The organism is Parasphingorhabdus sp., from assembly GCF_041748495.1.
In the GTDB taxonomy this organism is placed as follows: domain Bacteria; phylum Pseudomonadota; class Alphaproteobacteria; order Sphingomonadales; family Sphingomonadaceae; genus Parasphingorhabdus.
Window position 1 is genome coordinate 14,861 of sequence record NZ_JBGTDD010000050.1, and the last position, 23,708, is coordinate 38,568.

The 23,708-nt window shown below is 58.4% G+C and carries 22 protein-coding genes and 1 pseudogene; 14 read left to right on the top strand and 9 right to left on the bottom strand.

Features of this window, described 5'->3' with window-relative positions; translation table 11 throughout:
- Nucleotides 1–9: 9 nt before the first annotated feature.
- Both ACEW8J_RS03895 and ACEW8J_RS03900 read right to left on the bottom strand, forming a co-directional pair.
- The gene (locus ACEW8J_RS03895; RefSeq protein ID WP_373490324.1) at nucleotides 10–1,971 is read right to left on the bottom strand and encodes an alkyl/aryl-sulfatase; all 1,962 of its coding nucleotides are present in this window, start codon (nucleotides 1,969–1,971) and stop codon (nucleotides 10–12) included.
- A gap of 113 nt (nucleotides 1,972–2,084) precedes the next feature.
- Nucleotides 2,085–2,882 carry an enoyl-CoA hydratase-related protein gene (locus tag ACEW8J_RS03900; protein ID WP_373490325.1) on the bottom strand — a complete coding sequence of 266 codons (798 nt, stop codon included), beginning with the start codon at nucleotides 2,880–2,882 and terminating at the stop codon, nucleotides 2,085–2,087.
- A gap of 103 nt (nucleotides 2,883–2,985) precedes the next feature.
- Here ACEW8J_RS03900 and gspH point away from each other — a divergent pair, with 103 nt between their 5' ends.
- Nucleotides 2,986–3,465, top strand: a complete 480-nt coding sequence (gene gspH, locus ACEW8J_RS03905; RefSeq protein WP_373490326.1) for a type II secretion system minor pseudopilin GspH — start codon at nucleotides 2,986–2,988, stop codon at nucleotides 3,463–3,465.
- Complete coding sequence (gene gspI, locus ACEW8J_RS03910; protein ID WP_373490327.1) at nucleotides 3,462–3,890, top strand: type II secretion system minor pseudopilin GspI; 429 nt, start codon at nucleotides 3,462–3,464, stop codon at nucleotides 3,888–3,890. The genes gspH and gspI overlap by 4 nt, the downstream gene beginning before the upstream one ends.
- Here the strand turns inward: gspI and purU are convergent.
- Nucleotides 3,887–4,747, bottom strand: coding sequence for a formyltetrahydrofolate deformylase (purU, locus tag ACEW8J_RS03915; protein ID WP_373490328.1), 861 nt, complete (start codon nucleotides 4,745–4,747; stop codon nucleotides 3,887–3,889). The genes gspI and purU overlap by 4 nt on opposite strands.
- A 118-nt stretch (nucleotides 4,748–4,865) precedes the next feature.
- On the opposite strand from purU, the gene ACEW8J_RS03920 reads away from it, so the two are divergent.
- From ACEW8J_RS03920 to ACEW8J_RS03960, 9 genes and pseudogenes are all read left to right on the top strand, one after another.
- Nucleotides 4,866–5,615, top strand: coding sequence for a 6-phosphogluconolactonase (locus ACEW8J_RS03920; RefSeq protein ID WP_373490329.1), 750 nt, complete (start codon nucleotides 4,866–4,868; stop codon nucleotides 5,613–5,615).
- Nucleotides 5,616–5,740: 125 nt separating this feature from the next.
- The gene (locus ACEW8J_RS03925; RefSeq protein ID WP_373490330.1) at nucleotides 5,741–7,276 is read left to right on the top strand and encodes an acyl-CoA synthetase; all 1,536 of its coding nucleotides are present in this window, start codon (nucleotides 5,741–5,743) and stop codon (nucleotides 7,274–7,276) included.
- Entirely contained in the window at nucleotides 7,276–8,574 is a 1,299-nt protein-coding gene (locus ACEW8J_RS03930) for a cytochrome P450 (RefSeq protein ID WP_373490331.1), read from the top strand. Before ACEW8J_RS03925 ends, ACEW8J_RS03930 begins: the two co-directional genes overlap by 1 nt.
- Nucleotides 8,575–8,649: 75 nt before the next feature.
- Nucleotides 8,650–10,080, top strand: a pseudogene (locus tag ACEW8J_RS03935) (aldehyde dehydrogenase family protein).
- Between the two features lie 134 nt (nucleotides 10,081–10,214).
- Nucleotides 10,215–11,387, top strand: coding sequence for an acetyl-CoA C-acetyltransferase (locus ACEW8J_RS03940; protein ID WP_373490332.1), 1,173 nt, complete (start codon nucleotides 10,215–10,217; stop codon nucleotides 11,385–11,387).
- A gap of 21 nt (nucleotides 11,388–11,408) precedes the next feature.
- On the top strand, nucleotides 11,409–12,191 hold the full coding sequence (locus ACEW8J_RS03945; protein WP_373490333.1) for an SDR family NAD(P)-dependent oxidoreductase: 783 nt from the start codon (nucleotides 11,409–11,411) through the stop codon (nucleotides 12,189–12,191).
- Nucleotides 12,192–12,252: 61 nt separating this feature from the next.
- Complete coding sequence (locus tag ACEW8J_RS03950; RefSeq protein ID WP_373490334.1) at nucleotides 12,253–13,125, top strand: crotonase/enoyl-CoA hydratase family protein; 873 nt, start codon at nucleotides 12,253–12,255, stop codon at nucleotides 13,123–13,125.
- Between the two features lie 35 nt (nucleotides 13,126–13,160).
- Entirely contained in the window at nucleotides 13,161–13,790 is a 630-nt protein-coding gene (locus tag ACEW8J_RS03955) for a TetR family transcriptional regulator (protein WP_373490335.1), read from the top strand.
- A gap of 26 nt (nucleotides 13,791–13,816) precedes the next feature.
- The gene (locus tag ACEW8J_RS03960) at nucleotides 13,817–14,812 is read left to right on the top strand and encodes an MBL fold metallo-hydrolase (protein WP_373490336.1); all 996 of its coding nucleotides are present in this window, start codon (nucleotides 13,817–13,819) and stop codon (nucleotides 14,810–14,812) included.
- Nucleotides 14,813–15,012: 200 nt separating this feature from the next.
- Here the strand turns inward: ACEW8J_RS03960 and yghU are convergent, their stop codons facing one another.
- The 5 genes from yghU to ACEW8J_RS03985 all read right to left on the bottom strand — a co-directional run bounded on the left by yghU (nucleotide 15,013) and on the right by ACEW8J_RS03985 (nucleotide 19,892).
- The gene (gene yghU, locus ACEW8J_RS03965) at nucleotides 15,013–15,903 is read right to left on the bottom strand and encodes a glutathione-dependent disulfide-bond oxidoreductase (RefSeq protein ID WP_373490337.1); all 891 of its coding nucleotides are present in this window, start codon (nucleotides 15,901–15,903) and stop codon (nucleotides 15,013–15,015) included.
- Between the two features lie 103 nt (nucleotides 15,904–16,006).
- Nucleotides 16,007–16,321, bottom strand: a complete 315-nt coding sequence (locus ACEW8J_RS03970) for a DUF1330 domain-containing protein (RefSeq protein WP_373490338.1) — start codon at nucleotides 16,319–16,321, stop codon at nucleotides 16,007–16,009.
- A gap of 11 nt (nucleotides 16,322–16,332) precedes the next feature.
- Nucleotides 16,333–17,529 (bottom strand): acyl-CoA dehydrogenase family protein, encoded by a 1,197-nt coding sequence (locus tag ACEW8J_RS03975; protein ID WP_373490339.1) that lies wholly within the window; start codon nucleotides 17,527–17,529, stop codon nucleotides 16,333–16,335.
- Between the two features lie 12 nt (nucleotides 17,530–17,541).
- Nucleotides 17,542–18,654, bottom strand: a complete 1,113-nt coding sequence (locus ACEW8J_RS03980; protein ID WP_373490340.1) for an acyl-CoA dehydrogenase family protein — start codon at nucleotides 18,652–18,654, stop codon at nucleotides 17,542–17,544.
- 26 nt (nucleotides 18,655–18,680) lie between these two features.
- The gene (locus ACEW8J_RS03985; protein WP_373490341.1) at nucleotides 18,681–19,892 is read right to left on the bottom strand and encodes a CaiB/BaiF CoA transferase family protein; all 1,212 of its coding nucleotides are present in this window, start codon (nucleotides 19,890–19,892) and stop codon (nucleotides 18,681–18,683) included.
- A 92-nt stretch (nucleotides 19,893–19,984) separates the two neighbouring features.
- Here ACEW8J_RS03985 and ACEW8J_RS03990 point away from each other — a divergent pair, with 92 nt between their 5' ends.
- Complete coding sequence (locus ACEW8J_RS03990; protein ID WP_373490342.1) at nucleotides 19,985–21,508, top strand: hypothetical protein; 1,524 nt, start codon at nucleotides 19,985–19,987, stop codon at nucleotides 21,506–21,508.
- On the opposite strand, the gene ACEW8J_RS03995 is transcribed toward ACEW8J_RS03990, so the two are convergent.
- Nucleotides 21,498–22,532, bottom strand: a complete 1,035-nt coding sequence (locus tag ACEW8J_RS03995) for a PLP-dependent cysteine synthase family protein (protein WP_373490343.1) — start codon at nucleotides 22,530–22,532, stop codon at nucleotides 21,498–21,500. The two genes, ACEW8J_RS03990 and ACEW8J_RS03995, sit on opposite strands and share 11 nt — an antisense overlap.
- Before the next feature lie 107 nt (nucleotides 22,533–22,639).
- Between ACEW8J_RS03995 and ACEW8J_RS04000 the strand changes: the two genes are divergently transcribed.
- Nucleotides 22,640–23,110: an Lrp/AsnC family transcriptional regulator gene (locus ACEW8J_RS04000; protein ID WP_373490344.1), complete on the top strand. Its 471-nt coding sequence runs from the start codon at nucleotides 22,640–22,642 to the stop codon at nucleotides 23,108–23,110.
- Nucleotides 23,111–23,244: 134 nt separating this feature from the next.
- Entirely contained in the window at nucleotides 23,245–23,592 is a 348-nt protein-coding gene (locus ACEW8J_RS04005; protein ID WP_373490345.1) for a hypothetical protein, read from the top strand.
- Nucleotides 23,593–23,708 lie beyond the last annotated feature (116 nt).

Consider the following 23,708-nt stretch of genomic DNA (forward strand, 5'->3'; position numbering starts at 1 on the left):
GGGGAGGGGTCACGGCGTCACGATATCGAATTGCGGGTTTACCTCGTCGAGCGCTAGAAACATGGTGGCCATTAGTGCATCATTCCCGCTGATGGTCATCCGCTTGTCCCGGATCAGCTCCATCGGACTGGTTTCCCGCATCAGCAGCTTGCTAAACTCCGCCCGGCTGATGGTGATCTGCACATCCGACCCGACGGCAGTGATCGCATAATCCTCCTTGCGCGGGAACATCACGCTCGTGCCGAGATCAATGCTGACCGCTTCCTTGCGGTCGGGGAACCAGAAGCGGAGGACACCGCCGTCGCCCTGCATCTTGGTAGGATTGAATCGTGTCGCCATGGCGTCAAACAGATCGACCGCAGGGATGTTGCTGAGCACCTTTGCGTTGGCCGTGGAAATGCTGTCTTTGGTGTTGTTACCCTCGCGAAGCTCTTTGGCGCCAACCAGATAAATGTTTCGCCATGTCCCGGCCTCGGACTGGAAACCAAGCTGCTCGTATGTCGAGGCCAGCCATTTCTTGGCCGTTTCATCGGCGGGACCGGCGAACACCAGATGGTTGAAAACCGTTGCGGCCCAGCGGTAATCTCCGGCTTCAAACGCTTTCTCGCCGACCGCCAGCGCCTTGTCGGCACCGCCCATCGCCGCGACATATTTTTTCGAGGCCTCAACCGGCGGCAGCTCGTGATAATGGGCCGGCACCGCATCCCACCAGCCAAAATAACGCTGATAGACCGCCTTGCTGTTATGATTGAGCGTGCCGTAATAATCGCGGACGCCAAAATCGCTCCTGGCGAAATCCGGCTCGCCGATATTTTCGGCAATCTCGTGCATGGTTGCGCCCTGATTGGCTTGCCGCATCGTCTGGTCATGGACATAGCGATAGATGCCGCGCTGGTTTTTCAGCGCGGTCTGGACATTGTCGCTGCCCCATGTCGGCCAGTGGTGGGAGGCCAGCATGACGTCGGATTGCGCGCCATATCTGGCGAGCATCGCGTCGATCACCTTGCTCCATTTCAGCGTGTCGCGGACCAGAGCGCCGCGTGGTGTCAGGACATTGTGGAAGGTACGGGTCGCGACTTCGGCGGTGTGCAGGGCCTTGAATTGCGGCAGATAGAAAACCAGCTCGGCCGGAGCTTCGGTTTCGCTGGCGTCCATGAAATCGAAGGTGGTGCCATCGACGGTCAGCGTCTCGCCATCCTTGCTGATCGACCGGGTTGGCGGCACCAGCGACACATCGCCGCTCGACAATTTCTGCCCCAGCCCGCCACCGACATGGCCGGCCTTGCCAACCGGCAAGGCGGTGCCGAATTGAAACTGCACCCGCCGGTTCATGGCGGTTCCGGCGATCACGCTTTCGCCAACGGATTCGGCGAGAAAGCCGTGCGGCGCAATGACCTGTATCTGGCCCGACTGGATATCCTTGAGCGAAGCGACCCCAGCAACGCCGCCGAAATGGTCGCCGTGGCTGTGGGTAAAGATCACGGCTACGACTGGCCGGTCGCCGAGCGTCTTGTTGGCCAGCGCCAGACCGGCTTTCGCCGGAGCCGGGGTGGTCAGCGGATCGACGACGATCCAGCCGGTCTTGCCAGCGATCAGCGTCATCTGCGCCAGATCATAGCCGCGAATCTGATAGATGCCGGGGACGACTTCGAACAGGCCGTGGACGCTGTTGAGCTTTGCCTGCCGCCAGAGCGAGGGGTTGACGGTGTCCGGGGCAGTGCCCTGAATGAAGTCGAACTGGCTGGCATCCCAGGCAACGGAGCCATCCTCGTTGTGAATTTTGTCCTCGCCGATCCTGGCGAGAAAGCCGCGATTGGCATTTTCGAAATCGGTCTGGTCGGCAATGGGCAGTTCGGCTGCCACTTGCGCATTGGCGGCCTTGGTCGCTTCGGTCGCGACGCCTTCGGGAGGGCCGGCTTGTATTGGTGCCGCCGATACAAGGGCTGCGATCAACATGGCGGTCTTGTTCATTCTAACCCTCCTCTTTGTTCCCCTGCGAAGGCAGGGGCCCATCTCCCAAAATTTCCTCTAGGCACCGTCAGGAGATTCTCTCCCGCCTACGCGGGAGAGAATCTCTCGAGCAATCACGCGCCCTTGAACACCGGCTTGCGCTTTTCGAGTATGGCGTCGATCGCTTCGCGATGATCGTCAAGCTGCTGCAGCACGCCCTGGAACAGCGCCGCCTGATCGAGATTTTCCTTCAGCGTCACGCTTTGCGCCGTGCGCACCAGTTCCTTGGTCTTGCGGATCGCCAGCGGCGGCAGGGCGACAACCATTTCAGCCAGTTCATAGGCCCGCTCGCGCAGCTTGTCGTTGGCGACCACTTCCGACACCAGACCATAATCCAGCGCCTTTTGCGCATCGATGAATTCGCCGGTGAACAGCATCTGGTTGGCCCGGGCCTGACCGATGATTCGCGGCAGCAGCCAGGCGCCGCCGTCGCCGGGGATGATACCAACCCGCAGGAAGCTTTCGGCGAAGATCGCGTCTTCACCGGCGATGCGGATATCGCACATGGTGGTCAGGTCATTGCCCGCACCAATCGCATGACCGTTGACCGCGGCGATCACCGGCACCGAGATTTCGGAAAAGGCCAGCGGGATGCGCTGGATGCCGGTCTTGTACCAATTCTCGATTTCCAGCGGAGTCATGTTCTGCTCGGCGGTCATCGCCTTGATCTCGTGCAGATTGCCGCCGGAGGAGAAGCTCTTGCCGTTGGCAGCCAGTACGACGCAGCTAACCCCGGGGTCAGCATCCGCCTTGTTGATCGCGTTGACCAGCGCTTCGCACAGATCTTTCGACAATGCGTTGCGGGTTTCCGGCTTGTTCAGCGTGATTGTAACGATGCGGTCATTTTTCTCGTAGAGAGCGACGTCTGCCATAGAATATTTCCTTGCCCGGCGTTTCTTTTCTTATGCTCCTGTCATTGCAGGGGCCGATGGATTCTGCAAGACTCGCTCGTCCCAACTCGCTAAATGAACGATAATGATCCGAAAGAAAATGCCAACCGCAAGCGCGAATGCATCGGGTTTCACGCTGGTGGAGCTGATGGTCGTGCTGCTGATCATCGGGCTGATGGCGTCGGTTGTCGTCTTTTCCTTTCCCGGTGGCAGCAGCGCGCTGGAGGAAGACGCCCAGCGCTTTGCCGCGCGCACCGCTGCGCTGCGCGACAATGCGATCCTGCAATCCAGGCCGATGGCGGTGCAGATCACACCCTCCGGTTACAGCTTCTTGGAAAGGCGCAAGGGCAGCTGGTCGGTGATCGAGGACAAGCCCTTTGTTTCGACCAACTGGTCAAACGGCGTGACCGCAGAAACCGGAGATGCCGGACCGATGATGATCAGCTTTGAAAGCACCGGCCTGCCCAGCGACCAGGCCGAACTGGTCCTGCAGGGCGAGGCGCAAAGCCGCCGTATCCTGATTGCGCCGATGGGCGATGTGCAGCTGGCCGGAGCGGCGCCATGAGGATATTCGGAAGAAGCTCTTCCGCCAAGTCCGGCGAGCGCGGCTTCACGCTGATCGAGATGCTGGTCGCGCTGTCGGTGTTCAGTCTTGCCGCCCTCGCCTTGATCCGACTGCAGGCGTTTACGACAAACAATGCTGCCGAACTGGAACTGCGCGTGGTCGCGCAATCGGTTGTCCGCAACCGGGCGGTCGAAATCCTGACCGATCCACGCCCGCCCGCGCTCGGTGAGCAAAGCGGAGCGGCTGAGAATGGCGGCTGGCAATGGCAGTGGGCACAGGAGGCAAAGCTGACCGAGGATCAGCGCTTCATCCAGGTCGATATCAGCGCGCGCGAGGAAGGCAGCGGTGCGCCCGCTTCGCTCACGATATTGCGGCCATCGGAGCTGGTTCTGGACGAGCCGCCGATTGAGTCGCCGCAATCCTAGCGGAACACCACGGTCCGGTTGCCATTCAGCAATATACGGCGCTCGCCCGCCCATTTTATCGCCTTGGCAAGCACCTGGGCTTCAATATCGCGCCCGATCCGGATCATGTCTTCGACGCTTGCACGGTGATCAACTCGTTCGACCGCCTGTTCGATAATCGGGCCTTCGTCGAGATCGGGGCTGACAAAATGGGCGGTGGCCCCGATCAGTTTGACGCCGCGTTCGTGGGCCCGATGATAGGGCCTGGCGCCCTTGAAACCTGGCAGGAAACTGTGATGGATGTTGATGCAGCGTCCGGCGAGCGTTTTGCTCATCTTGTCGGATAATATCTGCATATAGCGGGCCAGAATCAGATAGCCCGCCTGCTCGCGCTCCATGATGGCCAATATCGCCTGTTCCTGGTCGGCGCGATTGTCGGCTGCGACGGGCAGATGGTGGAACGGCACTTCATGCCATTCGGTCAGTTTCCGCAAATTGTCGTGATTACTGACGACGCCGGCAATGTTCACGGGCAAGCCGCCGGTCTTCCAGCGATGGAGCAGGTCGTTGAGACAGTGGCTCCCTCTGGAAACGGCGATGATGATATTTGGCTTCTGGTCACTGCTGTTGATCTCCCAGTCGAGATCATATTCAGCGCCGATCGCCGCAAATCGGGTTCTGAGTTCCGCCAGACTGGCAGGAAAATCATTGCCGGCATCCTGGAATTCGACCCGCATGAAAAACCGGTTCTGTTCCAGATCGGCATATTGCTGGCTGTCCAGGATGAAGCCGTCATTGTCCGCCAGCATGCCCGCCACCGCCGCAACAATCCCGACCCGATCGGCGGCGGTCAGTGTCAAAATATAGCTTTGAGTCATAGAAATTCCTTCTGTACCGGGCAACTGGCGCAAATGTCCGGCCTTGAAAAGCCTGATTAGCTCTTGTTTCGATCTTGCCAACCATTAGAAGCCGGGTGAGCGAACAATTGGAAAGACTATGAGCAAATTAGAAGACGCGCTGGAAAATTTTGACGGAGATGAAATTCCGGAGGAAGACGAGTCCATGCTGGAATGGTGGGATTTTGACGATCCAGCCGAAATGGTCGCGGCCGTAGCGGGTGATCTTCAGTTCATCATCGAAAGCGCGCTTGATGCGCGCGGCGATGCCCTGCTTGCGCTGCCGGCCAGCGATGATGCCATGCCGGTGCTGGAGGCCCTCGCGGAAAAGCCGATCAAGTGGAAATATGTCACGATCATTCCGACCGATGATCTGCTGGTGCCGCTCGACGATCCGCGTAGCCATGTGAAGAAACTGGCGGGTCTCTTTCTGACCCGCGGGGCACGCGTGCTGCCGCTGGCGCCGGAGCATGAGGATTATCATATGGCCGGTGCCGCAGCCGATGCGCGGCTGCGCGATACAAAATGGCCACCCGATCTGGTCCTGCTCGGCATGGGTGCCGACGGCAGCACCGCCGGCATCCGGGAAAGCGGCGATATGGAAGAGGCGCTGGATGGCTCGGCGGACAAGAAAGCCGTCGGCCTGCTCCCCGATGATGGCGACACGCCGCTGGTGACGATCACCAAGGCCGCGATCTGCGAAGCGCGCACCGTGGTGGTATTGCTCAAGGGTGCTGCCAGCCAGGCGATGCTCGAACAGGAAATCGAACAGGGTGCGACCAGCATGGCACCGATCGGCCGGATATTTGCCGATTTGGCTGTGCCTGTGGATATCTATGTGGAGAATTAGGACTATTGCTGCCTGCTATCGCCCCTTGATGTGAGTATCGATTGATTTAACTGTCCGATTAAACCATGGTGCCGGGAACGCGAATCGCCCTGTCAGGCGATCGATCACTTGGAGAACGCCAGATTATGCATCCTTCCGTCCACGCTAAGGAAAATCCCGACAAGCCAGCCGTGATCATGGCAAGTTCGGGGGAAATCATCACTTATGCGGAACTGGACAGGCTGTCGAACCGGATCGCCCAGCTCTATCGCAGCCGCGGCCTTCAGATCGGTGATACCGTCGCCGTCTGCATGGAAAATCATCCGCAATTTTTTCCGGTCACCTGGGGATCGCAGCGATCCGGCCTGTTTCAGGTCGCGATTTCCAGCCGCCTGACCGCCGACGAAGTCAGCTATATTCTGAAGGATTCGGGTGCCAAGCTGCTGATCAGTTCACAGAAGATGTTACCCGTAATTGATCAGGTGCGCGCCTTGAATCCCGATGTCGAGCAGCTGATATATGGTGCCGACGACGAGCGGAATATTGAAGCGGCGCTGGCATCGATGCCGGACGGGCCCATTGCCGACGAGCGGGCCGGCGTTGACATGCTCTATTCGTCGGGTACCACCGGCCAGCCCAAAGGGGTGAAATTGCCGTTGCCGCTCGACGAAGATATCGCCGGACCCAATGGCATTGCGGGTCTGGCCGAGGCGATTTTCGGTTTTCACAAGGACTGCGTCTATCTCTCTCCGGCACCGCTCTATCATGCTGCGCCGCTACGCTGGAACATCGCGGTGCAGGCGCTGGGCGGGACCAGCGTGGTCATGGAGAAATTCGACCCCGAGCATGCGCTGCAGCTGGTAGAGAAATATCGGTGCGATGTCGGCCAGTGGGTGCCGACCCATTTTGTCCGGATGCTCAAGCTGCCGGAAGAGATCCGCAGCAAATACGACGTGTCCTCGATCAAGAGCGCGGTCCATGCCGCCGCGCCGGTACCGGTGCCGATCAAGGAAGCGATGATCGAATGGTGGGGGCCGGTGCTCAACGAATATTATGCCGGAACCGAGGGCAATGGCTTTGTCTTCTGCAACAGCGAAGGCTGGCTGGCGCACAAGGGAACGGTCGGCCAGCCGATCAATTGCGTGGTTCACATCTGCGATGAAAATGGCGAGGAAGTACCGGTCGGCGAGGAAGGCCAGATCTATTTCGAGAGCGGTTCCAAGTTCGAATATCATAATGATCCGGAGAAGACCAAGGCGGCGACCCATGAAAAGGGCTGGACTTCCCTTGGTGATGTCGGAAAGCTCGACGAGGACGGATTTCTCTATCTGACCGACCGCAAGAGCTTCATGATCATCTCTGGCGGGGTGAATATCTATCCGCAGGAAATCGAGAATCTGCTGGTCTCCCACGACAAGGTTGCCGACGCAGCCGTGATCGGCGCACCGGACGAGGACATGGGCGAAAAGGTTGTTGCCGTAGTCCAGCCCATGGATATGGCCGCGGCGGGAGAGGAACTGGCCCAGGAGCTGGAATCCTATCTACGCCAGTCGCTCTCCGGGATCAAGATCCCGCGGCGGATCGACTTTCGGGCCGAACTGCCGCGACACGCCACCGGCAAGCTCTACAAAAGGCTGCTGCGTGACGAATATTGGGGCAAGCAGGGAAGTGAGACCGTCTGATGGCAACGCAAGCGGAACCTGTCTTGACCGGCGCGGACGCACAGGCGGTTATCGATCCGGCCAATTATGTCGACTGGGATGCGTTGCTCGACCGGTTCGACAGGCTTCGCAGCGAAACGCCGGTGGTACGGGTGGTCAATGACGACGTCCACGATCCCTTCTGGCTGGTCACCAGCTATGATGACGTGATGCGGATCAGCAAGGACAACAAGCTGTTCCTCAACAGTCCGCGCAGTGTGACCTTCAGTGACAAGAACAGTGGGGCCTTCGTGAAATCGATCACCGGCGGCGATCCCAATCTGGTGCGTTCGCTGGTCGCCCTCGATGCGCCGACCCATCCCAAATATCGCCGGCTGACCCAGGACTGGTTCATGCCCAAGAATATCGGGCAGATGGAGGACGAAATCAGGGCGCTTGCCAAGGCCACGGTTGACCGGCTGGTTGATGCCGGCGGTGAGGCCGATTTTGTGCCGCTGGTTTCTGCGCCCTATCCGCTGCATGTGGTGATGCAGATATTGGGCGTGCCGGAAGCGGACGAGCAACGCATGCTGTTTCTCACCCAGCAGATGTTTGGCGGCCAGGACGAAGATCTCAACAAGTCCGGCATGGCCAATATGACGCCGGAGCAGATCATGCAGCTGGTGGTCGGCGCGGTGGCCGACTTCGAGGCCTATTTTGCCAAGCTGACCCAGGAGAAACGCGCCAATCCGACCGATGATGTGGCGAGCGTGATCGCCAATGCGAAAGTCGATGGCGCGCATCTCAGCGATCGCGATATGGCGGGCTATTATATCATTCTGGCGGCGGCGGGACATGACACGACCTCGGCATCGACAGCAGGCGCGATGATGGCACTGGCCCGCGACCCCGAGCAATTTGCGCGGCTCAAGGCCGACCGCTCTCTGCTTCCCGGCATTGTCGAGGAAGCGATCCGCTGGACCACGCCGGTGCAGCATTTCATGCGCACGGCCGCGGAAGACACCGAGCTTGGCGGACAGAAGATCGCCAAGGATGACTGGCTGATGATCAGCTATATTGCCGCCAATCATGATCCGGACATCTTCCCCGAACCGCGCAAATTTGACGCGTCGCGATCGCCCAACCGGCATCTGGCATTTGGTGCCGGAGCGCATCAATGTCTGGGGCTCCACATGGCGCGGATGGAAATGAAGATTTTGTTCAACGAATTGCTCGACCGGATCGAAACGCTGGAACTGGCCGGAGAACCGGTCCGCGCCAAGTCGACTTTCGTCGGCGGCCTCAAGACCCTGCCGATCCGCTATCGTCTATCAAAATGAATGGCGCGCAAAGCCTTGTAATCCACTATAAGCGACTCAAATATAAAGAAACGGCAGACCCTAAAGGAGAGCATCATGGTTACCCAATATAAGAATTTGATCAATGGCGAGATGGTCACCACCTCGCAAATGCTGGATGTTGTGAACCCGGCCAATGAAGAAGTGATCGGCCAGGTGCCCGCTTGTGGTGCAGCCGAACTGGATCAGGCGGTTGCGGCCGCCCGCGCCGCATTCAAGACCTGGTCGAAAAAGCCGATCGATGAGCGCCGCCAGGTGGTGCAGGCGATCGCCGCTGTAATCAACGAGAATAATGACGAGCTGTTCCGTCTGCTGACCGCAGAGCAGGGCAAGCCCCATGCCCAGGCGCAAGGTGAAATCGCCGGCGCTGCCTATATGGCGGGGTCCCAGGCGACGCTCGAACTGGAAGACGAAATCAACGAGGACACCGAGCAGCGCCTCAGCCGCACCCGCCGTGTGCCGGTTGGCGTCGTTGGCGGTATCGTGCCATGGAATTTCCCGGTGATGATGGCGGTGCAGAAAATTGCCCCCGCGCTATTGTCCGGTTGCACGATCGTGCTCAAGCCTTCGCCGTTCACGCCTTAGACCACTTTGCGTCTGGCCGAGCTGATCAAGGATGTGGCCCCTCCGGGCGTCGTCAATATCATCACCGGCGAGGACAGCCTCGGGCCGCTGATTACCGGCCATCCCGATATCGACAAGATCACCTTCACCGGCTCGACCGCCACCGGCAAGAAGATCATGGAAGGCGCATCCAAGGATCTCAAGCGGATCACGCTGGAACTCGGGGGCAATGATGCCTCGATCGTGCTGCCCGACGCCAATGTCGAAAAGGTCGCGGAACAGCTGTTCTGGTCGAGCTTTACCAACGCCGGCCAAATCTGTGTTGCCGCGAAACGCATCTATATCCATGAGGATATTTATGACGACCTGAGCGCCGCCATTGCCGCTTATGCCAAGAATGTGAAGGTCGGCGACGGCTCGCAACAGGGCACGGCGGTCGGTCCGATCCAGAACAAGAAGCAATATGAGCGGGTGCTGGAACTGATCAAGGATGCCAAGGACAATGGCTATAAGTTCCTCGTCGGTGGCGATGCCCAGGATGAAAGCATTCCGGGATATTATGTGCCGATCACCATCCTCGACAATCCGCCGGAAGATGCGCGGATCGTGGCGGAAGAGCAATTCGGACCGGTTATGCCGCTGATGAAATTCAGCACCACGGACGAAGCGATCAGCCGCGCCAATGCCAGCGAATATGGACTGGCCGGCGCTGTATGGACCGCCGATGCCGATGAAGGCGTCCGCGTTGCCGAACAGCTTGAAACCGGCACCGTCTGGGTGAATGAATTTCTCCACCTCTCGCCTTTCGCGCCGTTTGGCGGACATAAGCAGTCCGGCTTTGGCGCCGAATATGGCAAGGAAGGTCTGCTTGAATTCACCTATCCACAGGTGATCACGGTCAAAAGAGACAATGTGCCTGCCTGAGTCCGGCATGCGATGATGGGAAAAAGCCGGTTATCACTATTGTGATGGCCGGCTTTTTCGTTTGACCCTGGCGCTGGTGCGGTTTAACCGGTCAGTTAAATTTTTCTCTCTCAACCAATCAAAGGAATAAGACTATGGCAGAAGCCTATATCGTTGATGCGGTTCGTACCGCTGGTGGCCGTCGCGGCGGCCGTTTGGCAGGCGTGCATCCGGTGGATCTGGGGGCGGCAACCTTGAACGCGATCGCCGACCGCAATGATTTTGATGCCGCTGCTATCGAAGACGTGATCACCGGCTGCGTCATGCAGGGTGGCGAACAAAGCGGCGATGTAGGACGCAATGCGGTTCTGGCCTCCCGCTTGCCCGACAGCATCCCCTCGGTTTCGATCGACCGGCAATGCGGGTCCTCGCAGCAATCGATTCAGTTCGCCGCACAGGGCGTCATGTCAGGCACACAGGATATGGTGCTGGCGCATGGCATCGAGAGCATGACCCGCGTTCCGATGGGTTCCACCTTCAAATTGTTCAAGGACGCCGGACTCGGAACCAACATGTCGGAAGGACTCAAAAAGGCCTATCCCGGCATCCAGTTCAGCCAGTTCATGGGTGCCGAAATGCTGGTCAAGAAGCATGGCTTCACTCGACAGGATCTGGACGAATTTGCCCTGGAAAGCCACCAAAAGGCGATCAAGGCGGTCGAATCCGGTGCTTTTGACAATGAAATCGTCCCGGTTGAAATTGAAACGGCCGAAGGCAATGAACAGCACAAGGTGGATGAGGGCATCCGTTTTGACGCCACGATGGAAAGCATCGGCGCGGTCAAGCTGCTGCAGGAAGGCGGCGCGATTACCGCTGCCAACGCCAGCCAGATCTGCGATGGTTCCAGTGCGGTGCTGATCTGCTCGGAACAGGCGCTCAAGGATCATGGCCTCACCCCGCGTGCGCGGATCGTCAATCTGACGGTGACTGCCGGTGATCCGGTAATCATGCTGGAAGAACCCCTGTTCGCAACCGACCGCGCATTGCAGCGGGCCGGCATGAAGATGGGCGACATCGATCTTTATGAAGTGAACGAGGCGTTCGCTCCTGTGCCGCTCGCCTGGCTGAAGCATGTCGGCGCGGACCGTGACAAGATCAACGTCAACGGCGGCGCAATTGCTCTCGGCCACCCGCTCGGTGCATCGGGCACCAAGCTGATGGCAACCTTGCTCAACGCTATGGAAGCCCGCGGATCAAAATATGGCTTGCAAACGATGTGCGAAGGCGGCGGCCAGGCCAATGTCACGATCATCGAGCGGCTCGGTTAATTTTAGAAGAAAGACAAATATATGGAACTCAATAGCAATATATCAGCCGTCATCACCGGTGGTGCTTCCGGTCTGGGCGCAGCAACTGCGCGCCGTCTGGCCGCCAAGGGCGTCAAGGTCGCGCTGTTCGATCTCAATGAGGAAAAGGGTGAAGCCCTGGCCAGCGAACTGGGCGGGGTTTTCTGCAAGGTCAATGTCACCGACGATGACAGTGTCGATGCAGGATTTGAAAAGGCCCGCGCTGCCAATGGCCAGGAGCGAATCCTGGTCAATTGTGCCGGCATCGGCAATGCGATCAAGACGGCCAGCCGTTCCAAGGAAGATGGCTCGATCAAGCATTTCCCAATGGATGCCTTCAATTTCGTCATCCAGGTGAATCTGGTCGGTACCTTCCGCTGCATCGCCAAATCGGCGGCCGGCATGCTGACCCTCGACCCGCTGGAAGACGGCGATCGCGGTGCCATGGTCAATACGGCGTCGGTGGCCGCAGAAGACGGCCAGATTGGTCAGGCGGCTTATGCCGCTTCCAAGGGCGGTGTGGTTGGCATGACCCTGCCGATCGCTCGCGATCTGTCCCGTGAAGGCATTCGCGTCAACACCATCCTGCCCGGCATCTTCGATACACCGCTGCTTGCAGGTGCGCCGCAAAATGTGCGCGACGCGCTTGGCGCAATGGTGCCCCATCCACCACGTCTGGGTCAGCCGGACGAATATGCCGCGCTCGCCATGTGCATGATTGAAACGCAATATTTCAACGGCGAAGATGTGCGGCTCGACGGCGGCATCCGGATGGCGCCGCGCTGATCATCAAACCGGAAGGGCTGCGAGCGTTTCGCGGCCCTTTTTGTATCCCCAGGAGACTCGCATGACCGACTACACCCAGATCCTCTATGATGTCACCGACCAGATCGCGACGATCACGATCAACCGGCCGGAAAAGATGAACGCCTTTACCGGGACGATCATCAGGGAAATGACCGATGCCTTTGACCGGATCGACGCCGATGATGAGGTGCGGGCGGTGGTGGTTACCGGAGCCGGCGAGCGCGCCTTTTGCGCCGGTGCCGATCTGACTCCGGACGACGGCAAAAAGCCGTTTGCCAGCGACGAGCCGGTCGAGGATTATTCCGATCCGCGGGTTCGTGACGGGGGCGGGCTGCTGATCCTGCGCATCTATCAATGCCTGAAGCCGGTCATCGGTGCGATCAATGGTGTTGCCGTGGGTGTCGGTGCGACGATGCTGCTACCGATGGACATGAGGCTGGCCAGCGAGACGGCGCGCTTCGGCTTCGTCTTTGCTCGGCGCGGCATTGCCCCCGATGGTGCGGCCAGCTGGTTCCTGCCGAATCTGGTCGGCCGGGCGCAGGCGCTCGAATGGTGTCTTACCGGCCGGGTATTCGACGCCGAGGAAGCGCTCAAGGGCGGGCTGGTCCGGTCGCTGCACAAGCCGGAGGAGCTGCTGCCGGCCGCTTATGCGCTGGCACGGGAGATTGTCGACAACACAGCACCGGTATCGATAGCGGTAACCCGGCAGATGCTGTGGCAACTGCCCACCGCCGACCATCCGATGGAAGCGCATAAGGTCGACAGCCGGATCATCTATAATCGGGCGAAATCTGCCGATGCAAAAGAGGGTATCGCGAGCTTTCTGGAGAAGCGCAGCCCCAACTATCCCGACAAAGTGTCCAGCGACTTGCCAGACAGCTTCCCATGGTGGAAAGAACCTGTTTATAAGTGACAAAATAGTGACGTTGTGCACGGGAGAGAATTTAGATGGGCGTCGATAAATTGGTGGCCAAGGAGAATGAAGCAGGCGCGCGCGACAAGCTGATCGAAACCGCCAGCGAGATCATGCGCAAAGGCGACACGATCGATATTTCGTTCAGCGAGCTATCCGTCCTGTCCGGCCTCAACAGCGCACTGGTGAAATATTATTTCGGCAACAAGGACGGTCTGCTCGAGGCGATTCTGGAGCGTGACATGGACAATATTCTGGTCCAGGTCGGCCTGCTGATCAAGAAGGACTGGCCGCCGGAAGACAAGCTGCGCCACCATATCGGCGCGGTGATCGATACCTATTATGAATTTCCCTATCTCAACCGGCTGACCATGCGGCTGATTCGCGAATTGCCGCCGGAAGGCGCGCGCAAGATCGCGGACAAATATCTGAAGCCGCTGTCCGAAGCCTACAAGATTTTTGTCGGCGAAGGCATCAAGTCCGGCGTGTTCCGCGAGGTCGATCCCGACCTCTTCTATTCCGCCGTTACCGGTGCGGCAGATCGCTTCTTCACCGGCAAGCTGGTCTGGAAATATTGCTATGGCCGCGAGGATTTCGACGAACGGATGCGCGATGCCTATCGCGAACAGACGGTCGATCTGATCATGGCCGGCATTTTGAAATAATAATCAAGCGAAGACGGGGGGAACGGATGAACAAAGCGATGGGACTATTGGGACTGGCGCTGGCGTTTTCATTACACTCCCCGGCGCTGGCGCATGGCGTGCAGCCGCAGCAATCGACACCAGCAGAGCCGGTCTCGCCTGGTCCATTGATGACGGCGGATCAAATGTACAAAGCTTTTGGCTGGGATTTTGACAAGACCGAGATCAAGACCGAAAAATTGGCCGAAGGCTTCTATGTCCTGTTTGGTCTGGGCGGCAATATCGCGGTTTCCGTCGGCGGGGATGGCACGTTGATTGTCGATGACCAGTTCCCGCAACTGATGCCGAAGATCAAGGCGGCGTTGAAAGGCGTCGGCAGCGACAAGGTCGATTTCGTGATCAACACCCACTGGCATTTTGATCATGCCGACGGCAATCTGACGCTCGGCAAAGAAGGCAGCTGGATCGTTTCGCAGTCAAACAGTCGCGACAAAATGCTCGGCGATCAAATCGTCAACTTTGGACCCTTTGCCACCGAGCAGAAAGCGTTTCCCCAACACGCCTTGTCCGATATCACTTTTGACACGACGATGCAGTTTCACATCAACGATCAGAAGATCGAGCTACTGCACATCGGTCCCGCCCATACCGCCGGCGATACGGCGGTCATCTTTCGCGGTGTGAACGCGGTCCATATGGGCGATGTGTTCAACAACAGCGGCTATCCGTTCATTGACGCCGACAATGGCGGCGACCTTGCTGGAATGATCGCCTTTTGCCAGGCCGTCCACGACGCGATTGATGATGATACAAAAATCATCCCCGGACACGGACCGGTCACAGACCGCACTAAGCTGGCGCGCTATATCGAAGTGCTGACCATCATTCAGGGTCGCGTGCAAGCGCTGATCGACGATGACAAATCGCTGCTGGAGATCATGGCGGTGAAACCAACAGCGGAATTCGATACCGAATTTCAGGCCAATGAAATGATGCTGCCGAGCTTCCTTAGCCGCGTCTATGCGAGCCTGACGCGGGAATGATCTAGAATAGTTATACGTATTTGGCGTCCCATTTACTGCGGATTTCCAAGTCAACTATTTCCAATGCCTTGTCCCCATCGGATCGGAAAGCTTTCTCCTTCTTTGCGTCCAAGGCGATCATGGCGCTGGTGTATCGAACCTATCGAGCAAAGCGTTCACCGATCCAGGAAGCGGGGATATCGAAGAGCAAATTTCGTCCATTATTCCGCCGCTTCGCCTTCCGGTTCGAGCTTGTCCTGCGTGCGTAGTTGGAAATCGCTGGCGTCGTGCCGTTCGCGCAGCTGGCCTTCAAGATCACCCCAGGCGCGGTTGACCATCTTCCCGCGCTGAACGGCAGGGCGCTCACCAATCATGTCGGTCCAGCGGTTCATATTCTTGTAGGATGCGGTGTCGAGAAATTCTGCCGCTTCATAGACGACATTCTTGACCAGCGCGCCATACCAGGGCCAGATCGCGATATCGGCGATGCTATATTCGTCGCCTGCCATATATTCATTGTCGGCGAGATGGCGGTCGAGCACGTCGAGCTGGCGTTTGACCTCCATCGCAAAGCGGTCGATGCAATATTCGATCTTGACCGGGGCATAGGCATAAAAATGGCCAAAGCCGCCGCCGAGATAGGGAGCGCTGCCCATTTGCCAGAATAGCCAGTTGAGCGCTTCTGTGCGCTTGGCGTGATCGCTCGGCAGAAATTCACCGAATTTCTCGGCGAGATACAGCAGGATCGAACCGGATTCGAACAGCCGCGTCGGTGTGTCGGTGCTATGGTCCATCAACGTCGGGATTTTGCTGTTCGGATTGATATCGACAAAACCGCTGCCGAACTGATCACCCTCGCTGATATTGATATAATAGGCATCATATTCCGCGCCCTTGTGGCCGAGCGCCAGAAGCTCTTCCAGCATTACCGTGACCTTGACGCCATTCGGCGTGGCCATGGAATAGAGCTGCAGCGGGTGTTTGCCGATCGGCAGTTCCACCTCTTTCGTCGGCCCGGCTATCGGGCGGTTGATATTGGCAAAGCGGCCGCCATTTTCCTTGTCCCATTTCCAGACTTTTGGCGGCGTGTAGTCGGGCAGGTCTGCGGTCATGGGAAATTTTCCTTTTTTCGGTTCGCACGTCTGGTAACATTTGCAATCGCACCGATCACGCAAGTTTTTCTGCGGCTGCTGCAAGCGGATTTATGATCGCCGCCTATTTTCTCGGTGGAAGGCTGTGCACCATCGTGAGAAAATTCAACGTGGTCCCGGCGCGGCGGTGCTCGGACAAAGCCTGATAATCGGAATCATGATACCATGCGGTGGCGGCGGCTTCACTGGGGAATCTGAACAAGACCACCCGGCCTTCGGGCGGTGCCGCGCCTTCGAAGGTTACGCTGCCGTCGTCAAAGGTGATGAACTCCCCGCCATGTTTTTTCAGGATCGGGAAAAACCCCTTTTCATATTCGCGATATTTCGCCGCGTCCTGCACGGTGAAATTGGCGACGACATGGACGGGAAGATCAGACATTATTCGGGCTCCTAGTTCATTTCGGCGAAGGTCTTGTCCTTGTCGACTCGCACATCCTGCGGCAGGCCGAGTACCCGTTCGGCGATAATATTCTTCAATATCTCATCGGTACCCCCGGCAATGCGCAGCCCCGGCGCCCACAAAAAGCTCTCCTGGAAAATTGCATCGGAGGGCGCTTCGTCCTTGTCGACGATCAGCCCGAAATGATCCTGCATCTCGATCGCGCTGTTGCAGATATCCTGCAGATGATTGGCGTTGATGATTTTGCCGATCGCATTTTCCGGCCCGGGCGTTTCGCCACGAGACAGAGCGGTCTGGGTACGGAATTTGGTCAGCCTGTAGCCCTGGGCTGCGACATACCAGTCGGCCAGTTTCTCGCGGAAGGCCTGATTCGACAGGGTGCCGGCGGAACGCGCATAGTCCATGATTTCCTTCCAGTCGGGACCGGGCGAGCCGCCCACCGCAAGCCGCTCGTTCATCAATGTAACCAGCGCCACTTTCCAGCCCATGCCGGGTTCGCCAAGCCGGTCGGCATCGGGAATGCGGACATCGGTGAAATAGACTTCGTTAAACTCGCTGCCACCCGAAGCCTGATGGATCGGTCGTACGTCAACGCCTTGCTGTTTCATGTCGACGATGAACATGGTCAGGCCCTTGTGCTTCGGCACATGGGGATCGGTGCGGACCAGCAGGATGCCATAGTCGGAATAATGGGCGCCGGAAGTCCACACTTTCTGACCATTTATTACCCAATCGTCGCCATCCTTGACCGCTTTGGTCTTGAGACCGGCAACATCGGATCCGGCGGCCGGTTCGGAGAACAGCTGGCACCAGACTTCCTCACCCTTCAGCGCTTTCTGGACATAGCGCTGCTTGTGCTCGTCCGAGCCAAAGGCAATCACCGTCGGCACGCACATGCCGAGGCCGATGGCAAAGGGACCGGTGGGCGCGTCAAACTTGGCTTCTTCCTGACCCCAGATCACCTGCTGCATCACGGTACCGCCGCGACCGCCCATTTCCTTGGGCCAGGTTATCTGGGCAAATCCGCCTTCGGCCTTGATCTTCTGCCAGGCCTTGGCGCGGGCGAGAAAATCTTCCCGACCGCCAGAGCGCAACGCGCCCGGTGTCTTGGCCGTCAGATTCTGCGAAAGAAAAGCCCGGGCCTCGGCGCGAAATTCTGCTTCTTCGGGGGTATCATTGAAATCCATGCTCAATTCCTCTCAATCATTTTTCGCTTCAAGCGCGGCGACCAGTTTCTCTTTCCAGACCGCCGGGCTGCCGGCCTGTACCGCCAGCAATTTGGCGCGGCGGTAGAAGAGATGGCAATCCACCTCCCAGGTGAAGCCCATGCCGCCGTGGGTCTGGATATTTTCCTTGGAGGCAAACCAGAAGGCTTCCGATGCCGCGACCCGCGCCGCTGCTGCCGCTTCGGGCAGTTCCGCGGCATTGCTCGACAGCGCCCATGCGCCATAATAGGCGTTGGAGCGCGCGACTTCATTCTTCACATACATGTCGGCGAGCTTGTGCTTGATCGCCTGATAGCCGCCAATGGCGCGGCCGAAGGCTTGCCGCTCCTTGGCATAGGCGCTGGCCATTTCCAGACAGCGCGACGCACCGCCCAATTGTTCAAAGGCCAGCAGTACCGCTGCCCGGTCGTTGATCTGGTCGAGGAGCGGCATGCCGTTGCCCGCTTCGCCGAGCAATTCTGCCGATGCACCGTCAAAGCTGATCGCCGCATGGCTGCGCGTCGGTTCCAGCGTCTTGACCGGTTTCCGCGATACGCCGCTCTGGTTGAGGTCGACGATGACCAGGCTGGCGCCGCTGCCATCTTTGACCAGCACGATCGCGTGGGTGGCGATATCACCATCGGTTACCGGAATCTTCTTGCCCGAAATGGTGCCTGCATTCAGCCGGGTGGCAATCGTGCCAGCGGCAATCTTGCCCGGCCCCTCGCTGACCGCGATGCAGCCGATCAGGCTGCCATCAGCGACTTTGGGCAACAGAGCAAGTTTCTGTTCTTCGCTGCCCGCCAGTTTCAGGGCTTCGGCAAAGAAAAAGGCCGATGAACCGTATGGAACCGGTGCCAGTGTCCGGCCCAGTTCCTCGGCAATCACGCAAAGCTCGAGCATGCCCAGACCCAGCCCGCCATATTCTTCGGGAATGGCGGCCCCGAGCCAGCCCATCTCAACGATTTTCTGCCAGACGCCTTCATGATGGCTCTTGCTGTCATCATCGAGTACCTCCCGGACATGTGCCATGGTGCACTGGGCCTCGAGAAACTTGCGCGCTTCATCGCGAAGAAATTTCTGGTCGTCTGAGAAATCAAAATTCATCGAGCGGTTCCTGTCCTGCTATTTTTCTATTCATCGTTGGCGGGCATGCCCAGCGCGCCGCGTATTTCGTCGTTGTCCGCACCCAGGGTCGGCGGGTCGGCAAAGATATTCGCCGGGCTGGCGGAATAATGAACCGGGTGTTTGATCGTTCGGTATTTGCCCATTTTTTCGCCTTCCCGTTCCTGCCAAAATCCGACCTGCTGCAGATGCGGATCGTCGAGCACATCGGCAATCTTGTTGTAGCGCATGGCCGGAATATTATGCTCGTCGAGCAAGGGCAGCCACTCGTCGGTGGTTTTGGTCGAGGCGATTTCCTCGATCAACGCATAGAGGTCGGTGATATTTTTGGTTCGCTCCGAATAGGTCGCGAAGCGCGGCTCCTGGAATACGCCCGGTTTGCCCCCGAGTTCAAAGAATTTCTCCCATTGCGCGTCGCTATAGGGAACCAGGCCGATATAGCCGTCCTTGGTTGGATAGGGTTTGCGATTGGGGTTGATTGACCGTGTATAGGCCATTTTCCCGTTGCCGGGAATGAACGTCTCGCCCCAGAGGTTTTCGACCATGTTGAACCAGGTAAAGGCTTCGAACATCGGTACCTGGACAAATTGCCCTTCGCCGGTCTTCTCCTTGTGATACATCGCCGCCAGCGTCGCGTTGACCGCGAACAGGCCGATGGTCTTGTCGGCGACCAGTGACGGCATGTAGAGCGGACGACCGCTGTCGCCGCGCATCTCGAACAGGCTGGCAAAGCCGGAGGCGCACTGGATCAGGTCGTCATAGGCCTGCCTTTTTTCATATTCCCCGCCTTGTCCGAAACCGGCGCAATGGACATAAACGATACCCGGATTGACCGCCTTGACGTTTTCATAATCCAGACCCAGTCTTGCCATCCCGGCCAGCCGGACATTGTGAAAAAACACGTCGGCATGCTTGAGCAGTTCGAGAATGACCGCCTTGTCGTCTTCATCCTTGCCGTTGAGCGTGATCGATTTCTTGTTGCGGTTGAGCGAGGCAAAGATCGGCCCGAGGTCGCCGGTCGGGCTGTCGCCGGCGTGGCGCATCATGTCGCCGGCGAATTTTCCTTCGCCATTTTCGATCTTGATGACGTCTGCCCCCATGTCGGCGAAATTGAGGGTGGCAAAGGGTCCCAGCACAACGGTCGACATGTCGACGATCTTCAATCCCTTCAGTGGGCCCGTCGGTTCCGTGTCCCAATTCAGCTTTGGCCATCCGCTCATTCAAAAGTCCTCAAATTATTAGGTGCATAGATTTAGCCGTCTGTTATCAGTTTTAACCGATTGATGAACTGTTTATTTTGAGGGAATTACCAATGGCTTTGACAGATCCCATGGCGCCGGTGCTGGTCGGCGTCGGCGAGGCAAGCGGGCAGAAACTGAAACAATCGCAGGGGATTGAATGGCCGTCGACCGTGGATCTGGCTTCCGCAGCGATCAGAGAGGCGCTGGCAGACAGCGGTGCGGGGGAAAAACTGGCTGCGTCGATTGACTGCCTGTTGTCGATCCGCCTGTTCCACGACAGCGGCCTGCCGCATGACTTCGGCTCGCCGGAAAATCATCCCGAGGCGGTGGCGACAGCCTCGGGTCTTGATCCCGCTACCCTGCTCTATGGCGATGTCGGGGGCCAGAGCCCGCAAAAGCATCTCAACAAGCTCGCCTGCCAGGTTCATGATGGCGAATATAAGGCTGTGGTCCTGTCCAGCGCCGAGAATATGGGCACGGTCAAGCGGGCCCGGCGCAGCGGTCACGAACTGGACTGGAGCCAGCCGGCGACCCGCGCAATGACCGATCTCAGGACCGACGAGGACAAGATGCTGACCGCCTATGAATGGCGGCAGGGAATCATCAACATGCCGATGGCCTACGGTATCGTTGAAAACGCCCGGCGGGCGCGGCTTGGCATGGATCGTGACAGCTATGCGCAGAGCATGGCCGAGCTGTGGGAGGCCTTTGCCGGGGTCTCGCTGACCCGCAAACATGCCCAATTTGCCCGCGACTGGACGGCGGCGGAATTGCTGTCCGACGATCATGGCAATTACCGGCTCAATGATCCCTATCGGCGGTGGATGGTCGCGCAGGATGCGGTGGAACTGGGCGCGGCGGTGATATTGACCACCGCGGGCCATGCCGCCGAACTGGGCATTGCCGAAGACAGGATGATCTATCTGCACAGTGGCTCCGATGCGAGCGTACCGTTAATGAGCCTCCAGGACGATCTGTCGGTCTCGCCGGCGATGCAGGTCGCCTTTCCCAAGGCGCTGGAACTGGCCGAGCTGGACGCGGCGGATCTGGGACCGATCGATATCTACAGCTGTTTCCCGGTGGCGGTGTCGCTGGCGATGGATGCGCTGGGATCGCCGGACCGGCCGCGGTCTTCCTATACGCTGACCGGCGGGCTGAGCTTTTTCGGCGGTCCCGGCAACAGCTATAGTGCGCACGGCATGGTCGCGCTGGTCGAGGCCTTGCGCAAGGATGGCAGCAAGCCGGGGATGATCTCGGCCAATGGCGGGGTGATCAATAAAGAATCGGTCGGCATCTATGCCGCGCAGCCGGTGGCCGGCGGCTGGTCACCGGACCGGATCGCGGCGCCGGTGCGGATTGCCAAGCCGGATCATGTCAAAGCGGACCATTTCTTTTCCGGCAAGGCGGTGATCAGAAGCTACGCCATGCCTTATGGCAAGGCCAGCCGCGGTGCAGCGAGCCTGTGGCTGGAGGACGAGCAGGGGCTACCAGCGATCGGCGTGCTGCCCGATGCACCGGAAGATACCGATCTGATCGGCCTGGCGGTGGATGTCACGACAGCGGACGAGCGCAATATAGCGGCGCTCAGCGGATAGTCTGCATGTCCAGCAGTTCGACTGTGGGAGTCAGATAGCAGTCGCGGCAAGGTTCGGTCTTCGCCAGATCAGTGGACAGATATTTGCTGTTGCTGTCGGCGAATATCGTCGCAACCGCTTTGCGCGTGCCGTCCGCTGCCACGGGCTGGCGCAGCGCGAGGCGAATGGCGGCGACCAGATTGATGCCGCTGGAAATGCCGACGCCGAGACCCAATTCCTGGCCGAGCTTCTGCGCCATCAGGATCGCGTCGCCGTCGCTGACGCCGATCACCCCGTCCAGTTCGGACAGGTTGAGGATCGCCGGGATGAATTCATCCGACAGGCCCTGGACCCGGTGCTGGCCGCATTTGTGGCCGACCGACAGGGTCGGCGATTCAATCGGTTCCACCGGATGGACGGCGATGCTCTGGTCGCGGCCCTTGAGATAGCGACCCATGCCCATTACCGTGCCGCCGGTGCCGACACCGGCGACAAAGCCGCCCAGTGTGCCGCCGTCTGATGCCACCTGTTGCCAGAGTTCGGGGCCGGTGCCATCGGCATGTTCGTCTGCGTTGACCGGATTGGAAAACTGGCGCGGCATATAAGCGCCCTGCTGGCCCAGCTCCTCCGCCGCCGCCATGCAGCCGAGAAAGCCGCCCTGCTCGCGGGAGATCAGGCGCACGTCGGCGCCGTAGATGGCCAGCATCGCGCGCCGTTCAGCGCTGACCCAGTCGGGCATGAAAATGGTGACCGGATGGCCAAGCGCGCAGCCAATGGCGGCAAAGGAGATGCCGCTGTTGCCGCTGGTCGCCTCGACAATATTCTGACCGGGGAGCAGTTCGCCCCGCCGCATTGCGTCCTGCAGGATCGCCAGCGCCATCCGGTCCTTGATGCTGCCGGAGAGGTTGAACATTTCCGCCTTGGCGTAGACGGTGACGTCCTGCCCTTCGCAGCGCGCCTGAATCCTGATCGTCGGGGTGTTGCCGATCAGAGCCGAAAGCGATAGCAGCTTGTCCTTGCGTGCCCGGCCTACAGTATCCAGCATGTCATCTTCCCCTGTCATCATCTGCATTCACTTATGATGGCGGGGGCGTGGGAAATCCTTGTCAATATTTGGTGATAATGCTCATAATATGTGATAATCTTCTATTTATGAGCAAAGAAACAAAAAATATTGATGATAATGACCGGAATATCCTGAAAGCCTTGCAGCGCGATGCCAGCCTGTCGCTGGAAAATCTCGCGGCCCAGCTCAGCCTGTCGACCAATGCCTGCTGGCGGCGGATCAAGCGGATGGAGGCGGACGGGATTATCGCGCGCCGGGTGGCGATTGTCGATCCCGAGGCGGTCGGGCTCAGCATGACCGTGTTTGTCGCCGTGCGGACCAGCGATCATAGCGACAAATGGCTGGAAAAATTTGCTGCAGCGGCCTCGGCAATCGAGGAAGTGGTGGAATTCTACCGGATGGCGGGGGAGGTCGATTATATGCTCAAATTGCTGGTCCGCGATGTTGCCGATTATGACCGGGTCTACAAGAAACTGATCAAGGCGGTGCCCTTGTCCGACGTGTCGGCGAGCTTTGCGATGGAGCGGATTAAGTATGAGACGGCGGTGCCGGTTTGAATTGCTTCCGCAACGCTATTGTTCAATTTAGGCGTAGGAGCGGATACTTTCATGGTTGTTGACAAATGCAACTTGGCTAACACAATCTGCGACTTGTTCACTGATGGAGGTTTTTGTTTTGATAAACGGCCAGCATGATAACTAAAATCTGGCGTGCGGTGGCTGAACCATTCGCAGTGGCAAAGGCGGTGGTGGCTTGTCGAAAAGACGACGTCGAATTGGCAAAAAAATACTACTCGAAGTTTGAAGAGAGCGATCAGGCACGTCATGTCGCTTTGGGTGGTCAAATAAGGCTCATGGAAGGCGACTATGAAGGAGCAAGACGATATTTTGAGAAGGCCGTGCGCGCTGTATCTCAAGAGAGAAACAAGAGTCACAGATACGTATTGGAATATTGCAGTTTTTATCTCAGCCTTTTGAAAAATGATGGAATGCACGAACAACATCTCGACGCTGCATTTAGTGTCTCACCTTTGGAGTAAACCCACCAGCTTGTAGCTGGTATAAGGCTTCAGCCGTTTTGGTTTGCTAAGCACTATCCTCCAGAAAATGACCGGCTCGCAGGCGAAGTCATTTTCTGGAGGATAGTGCTTATGCC

What these genes read in the sequence shown, in the direction of transcription:
- ACEW8J_RS03900 (WP_373490325.1), bottom strand. Translation starts at nt 2,882, where the DNA reads ATGGCAGACGTCGCTCTCTACGAGAAAAATGACCGCATCGTTACAATC.
- ACEW8J_RS03960 (WP_373490336.1), top strand. Translation starts at nt 13,817, where the DNA reads ATGAACAAAGCGATGGGACTATTGGGACTGGCGCTGGCGTTTTCATTA.
- ACEW8J_RS03980 (WP_373490340.1), bottom strand. Translation starts at nt 18,654, where the DNA reads ATGAATTTTGATTTCTCAGACGACCAGAAATTTCTTCGCGATGAAGCG.
- ACEW8J_RS03990 (WP_373490342.1), top strand. Translation starts at nt 19,985, where the DNA reads ATGGCTTTGACAGATCCCATGGCGCCGGTGCTGGTCGGCGTCGGCGAG.
- ACEW8J_RS03895 (WP_373490324.1), bottom strand. Translation starts at nt 1,971, where the DNA reads ATGAACAAGACCGCCATGTTGATCGCAGCCCTTGTATCGGCGGCACCA.
- yghU (WP_373490337.1), bottom strand. Translation starts at nt 15,903, where the DNA reads ATGACCGCAGACCTGCCCGACTACACGCCGCCAAAAGTCTGGAAATGG.
- ACEW8J_RS03925 (WP_373490330.1), top strand. Translation starts at nt 5,741, where the DNA reads ATGCATCCTTCCGTCCACGCTAAGGAAAATCCCGACAAGCCAGCCGTG.
- ACEW8J_RS03955 (WP_373490335.1), top strand. Translation starts at nt 13,161, where the DNA reads ATGGGCGTCGATAAATTGGTGGCCAAGGAGAATGAAGCAGGCGCGCGC.
- purU (WP_373490328.1), bottom strand. Translation starts at nt 4,747, where the DNA reads ATGACTCAAAGCTATATTTTGACACTGACCGCCGCCGATCGGGTCGGG.
- ACEW8J_RS03930 (WP_373490331.1), top strand. Translation starts at nt 7,276, where the DNA reads ATGGCAACGCAAGCGGAACCTGTCTTGACCGGCGCGGACGCACAGGCG.
- gspH (WP_373490326.1), top strand. Translation starts at nt 2,986, where the DNA reads ATGATCCGAAAGAAAATGCCAACCGCAAGCGCGAATGCATCGGGTTTC.
- ACEW8J_RS03995 (WP_373490343.1), bottom strand. Translation starts at nt 22,532, where the DNA reads ATGCTGGATACTGTAGGCCGGGCACGCAAGGACAAGCTGCTATCGCTT.
- ACEW8J_RS03970 (WP_373490338.1), bottom strand. Translation starts at nt 16,321, where the DNA reads ATGTCTGATCTTCCCGTCCATGTCGTCGCCAATTTCACCGTGCAGGAC.
- ACEW8J_RS03975 (WP_373490339.1), bottom strand. Translation starts at nt 17,529, where the DNA reads ATGGATTTCAATGATACCCCCGAAGAAGCAGAATTTCGCGCCGAGGCC.
- ACEW8J_RS03985 (WP_373490341.1), bottom strand. Translation starts at nt 19,892, where the DNA reads ATGAGCGGATGGCCAAAGCTGAATTGGGACACGGAACCGACGGGCCCA.
- ACEW8J_RS03920 (WP_373490329.1), top strand. Translation starts at nt 4,866, where the DNA reads ATGAGCAAATTAGAAGACGCGCTGGAAAATTTTGACGGAGATGAAATT.
- ACEW8J_RS03945 (WP_373490333.1), top strand. Translation starts at nt 11,409, where the DNA reads ATGGAACTCAATAGCAATATATCAGCCGTCATCACCGGTGGTGCTTCC.
- ACEW8J_RS04005 (WP_373490345.1), top strand. Translation starts at nt 23,245, where the DNA reads ATGATAACTAAAATCTGGCGTGCGGTGGCTGAACCATTCGCAGTGGCA.
- ACEW8J_RS03940 (WP_373490332.1), top strand. Translation starts at nt 10,215, where the DNA reads ATGGCAGAAGCCTATATCGTTGATGCGGTTCGTACCGCTGGTGGCCGT.
- ACEW8J_RS03950 (WP_373490334.1), top strand. Translation starts at nt 12,253, where the DNA reads ATGACCGACTACACCCAGATCCTCTATGATGTCACCGACCAGATCGCG.
- ACEW8J_RS04000 (WP_373490344.1), top strand. Translation starts at nt 22,640, where the DNA reads ATGAGCAAAGAAACAAAAAATATTGATGATAATGACCGGAATATCCTG.
- gspI (WP_373490327.1), top strand. Translation starts at nt 3,462, where the DNA reads ATGAGGATATTCGGAAGAAGCTCTTCCGCCAAGTCCGGCGAGCGCGGC.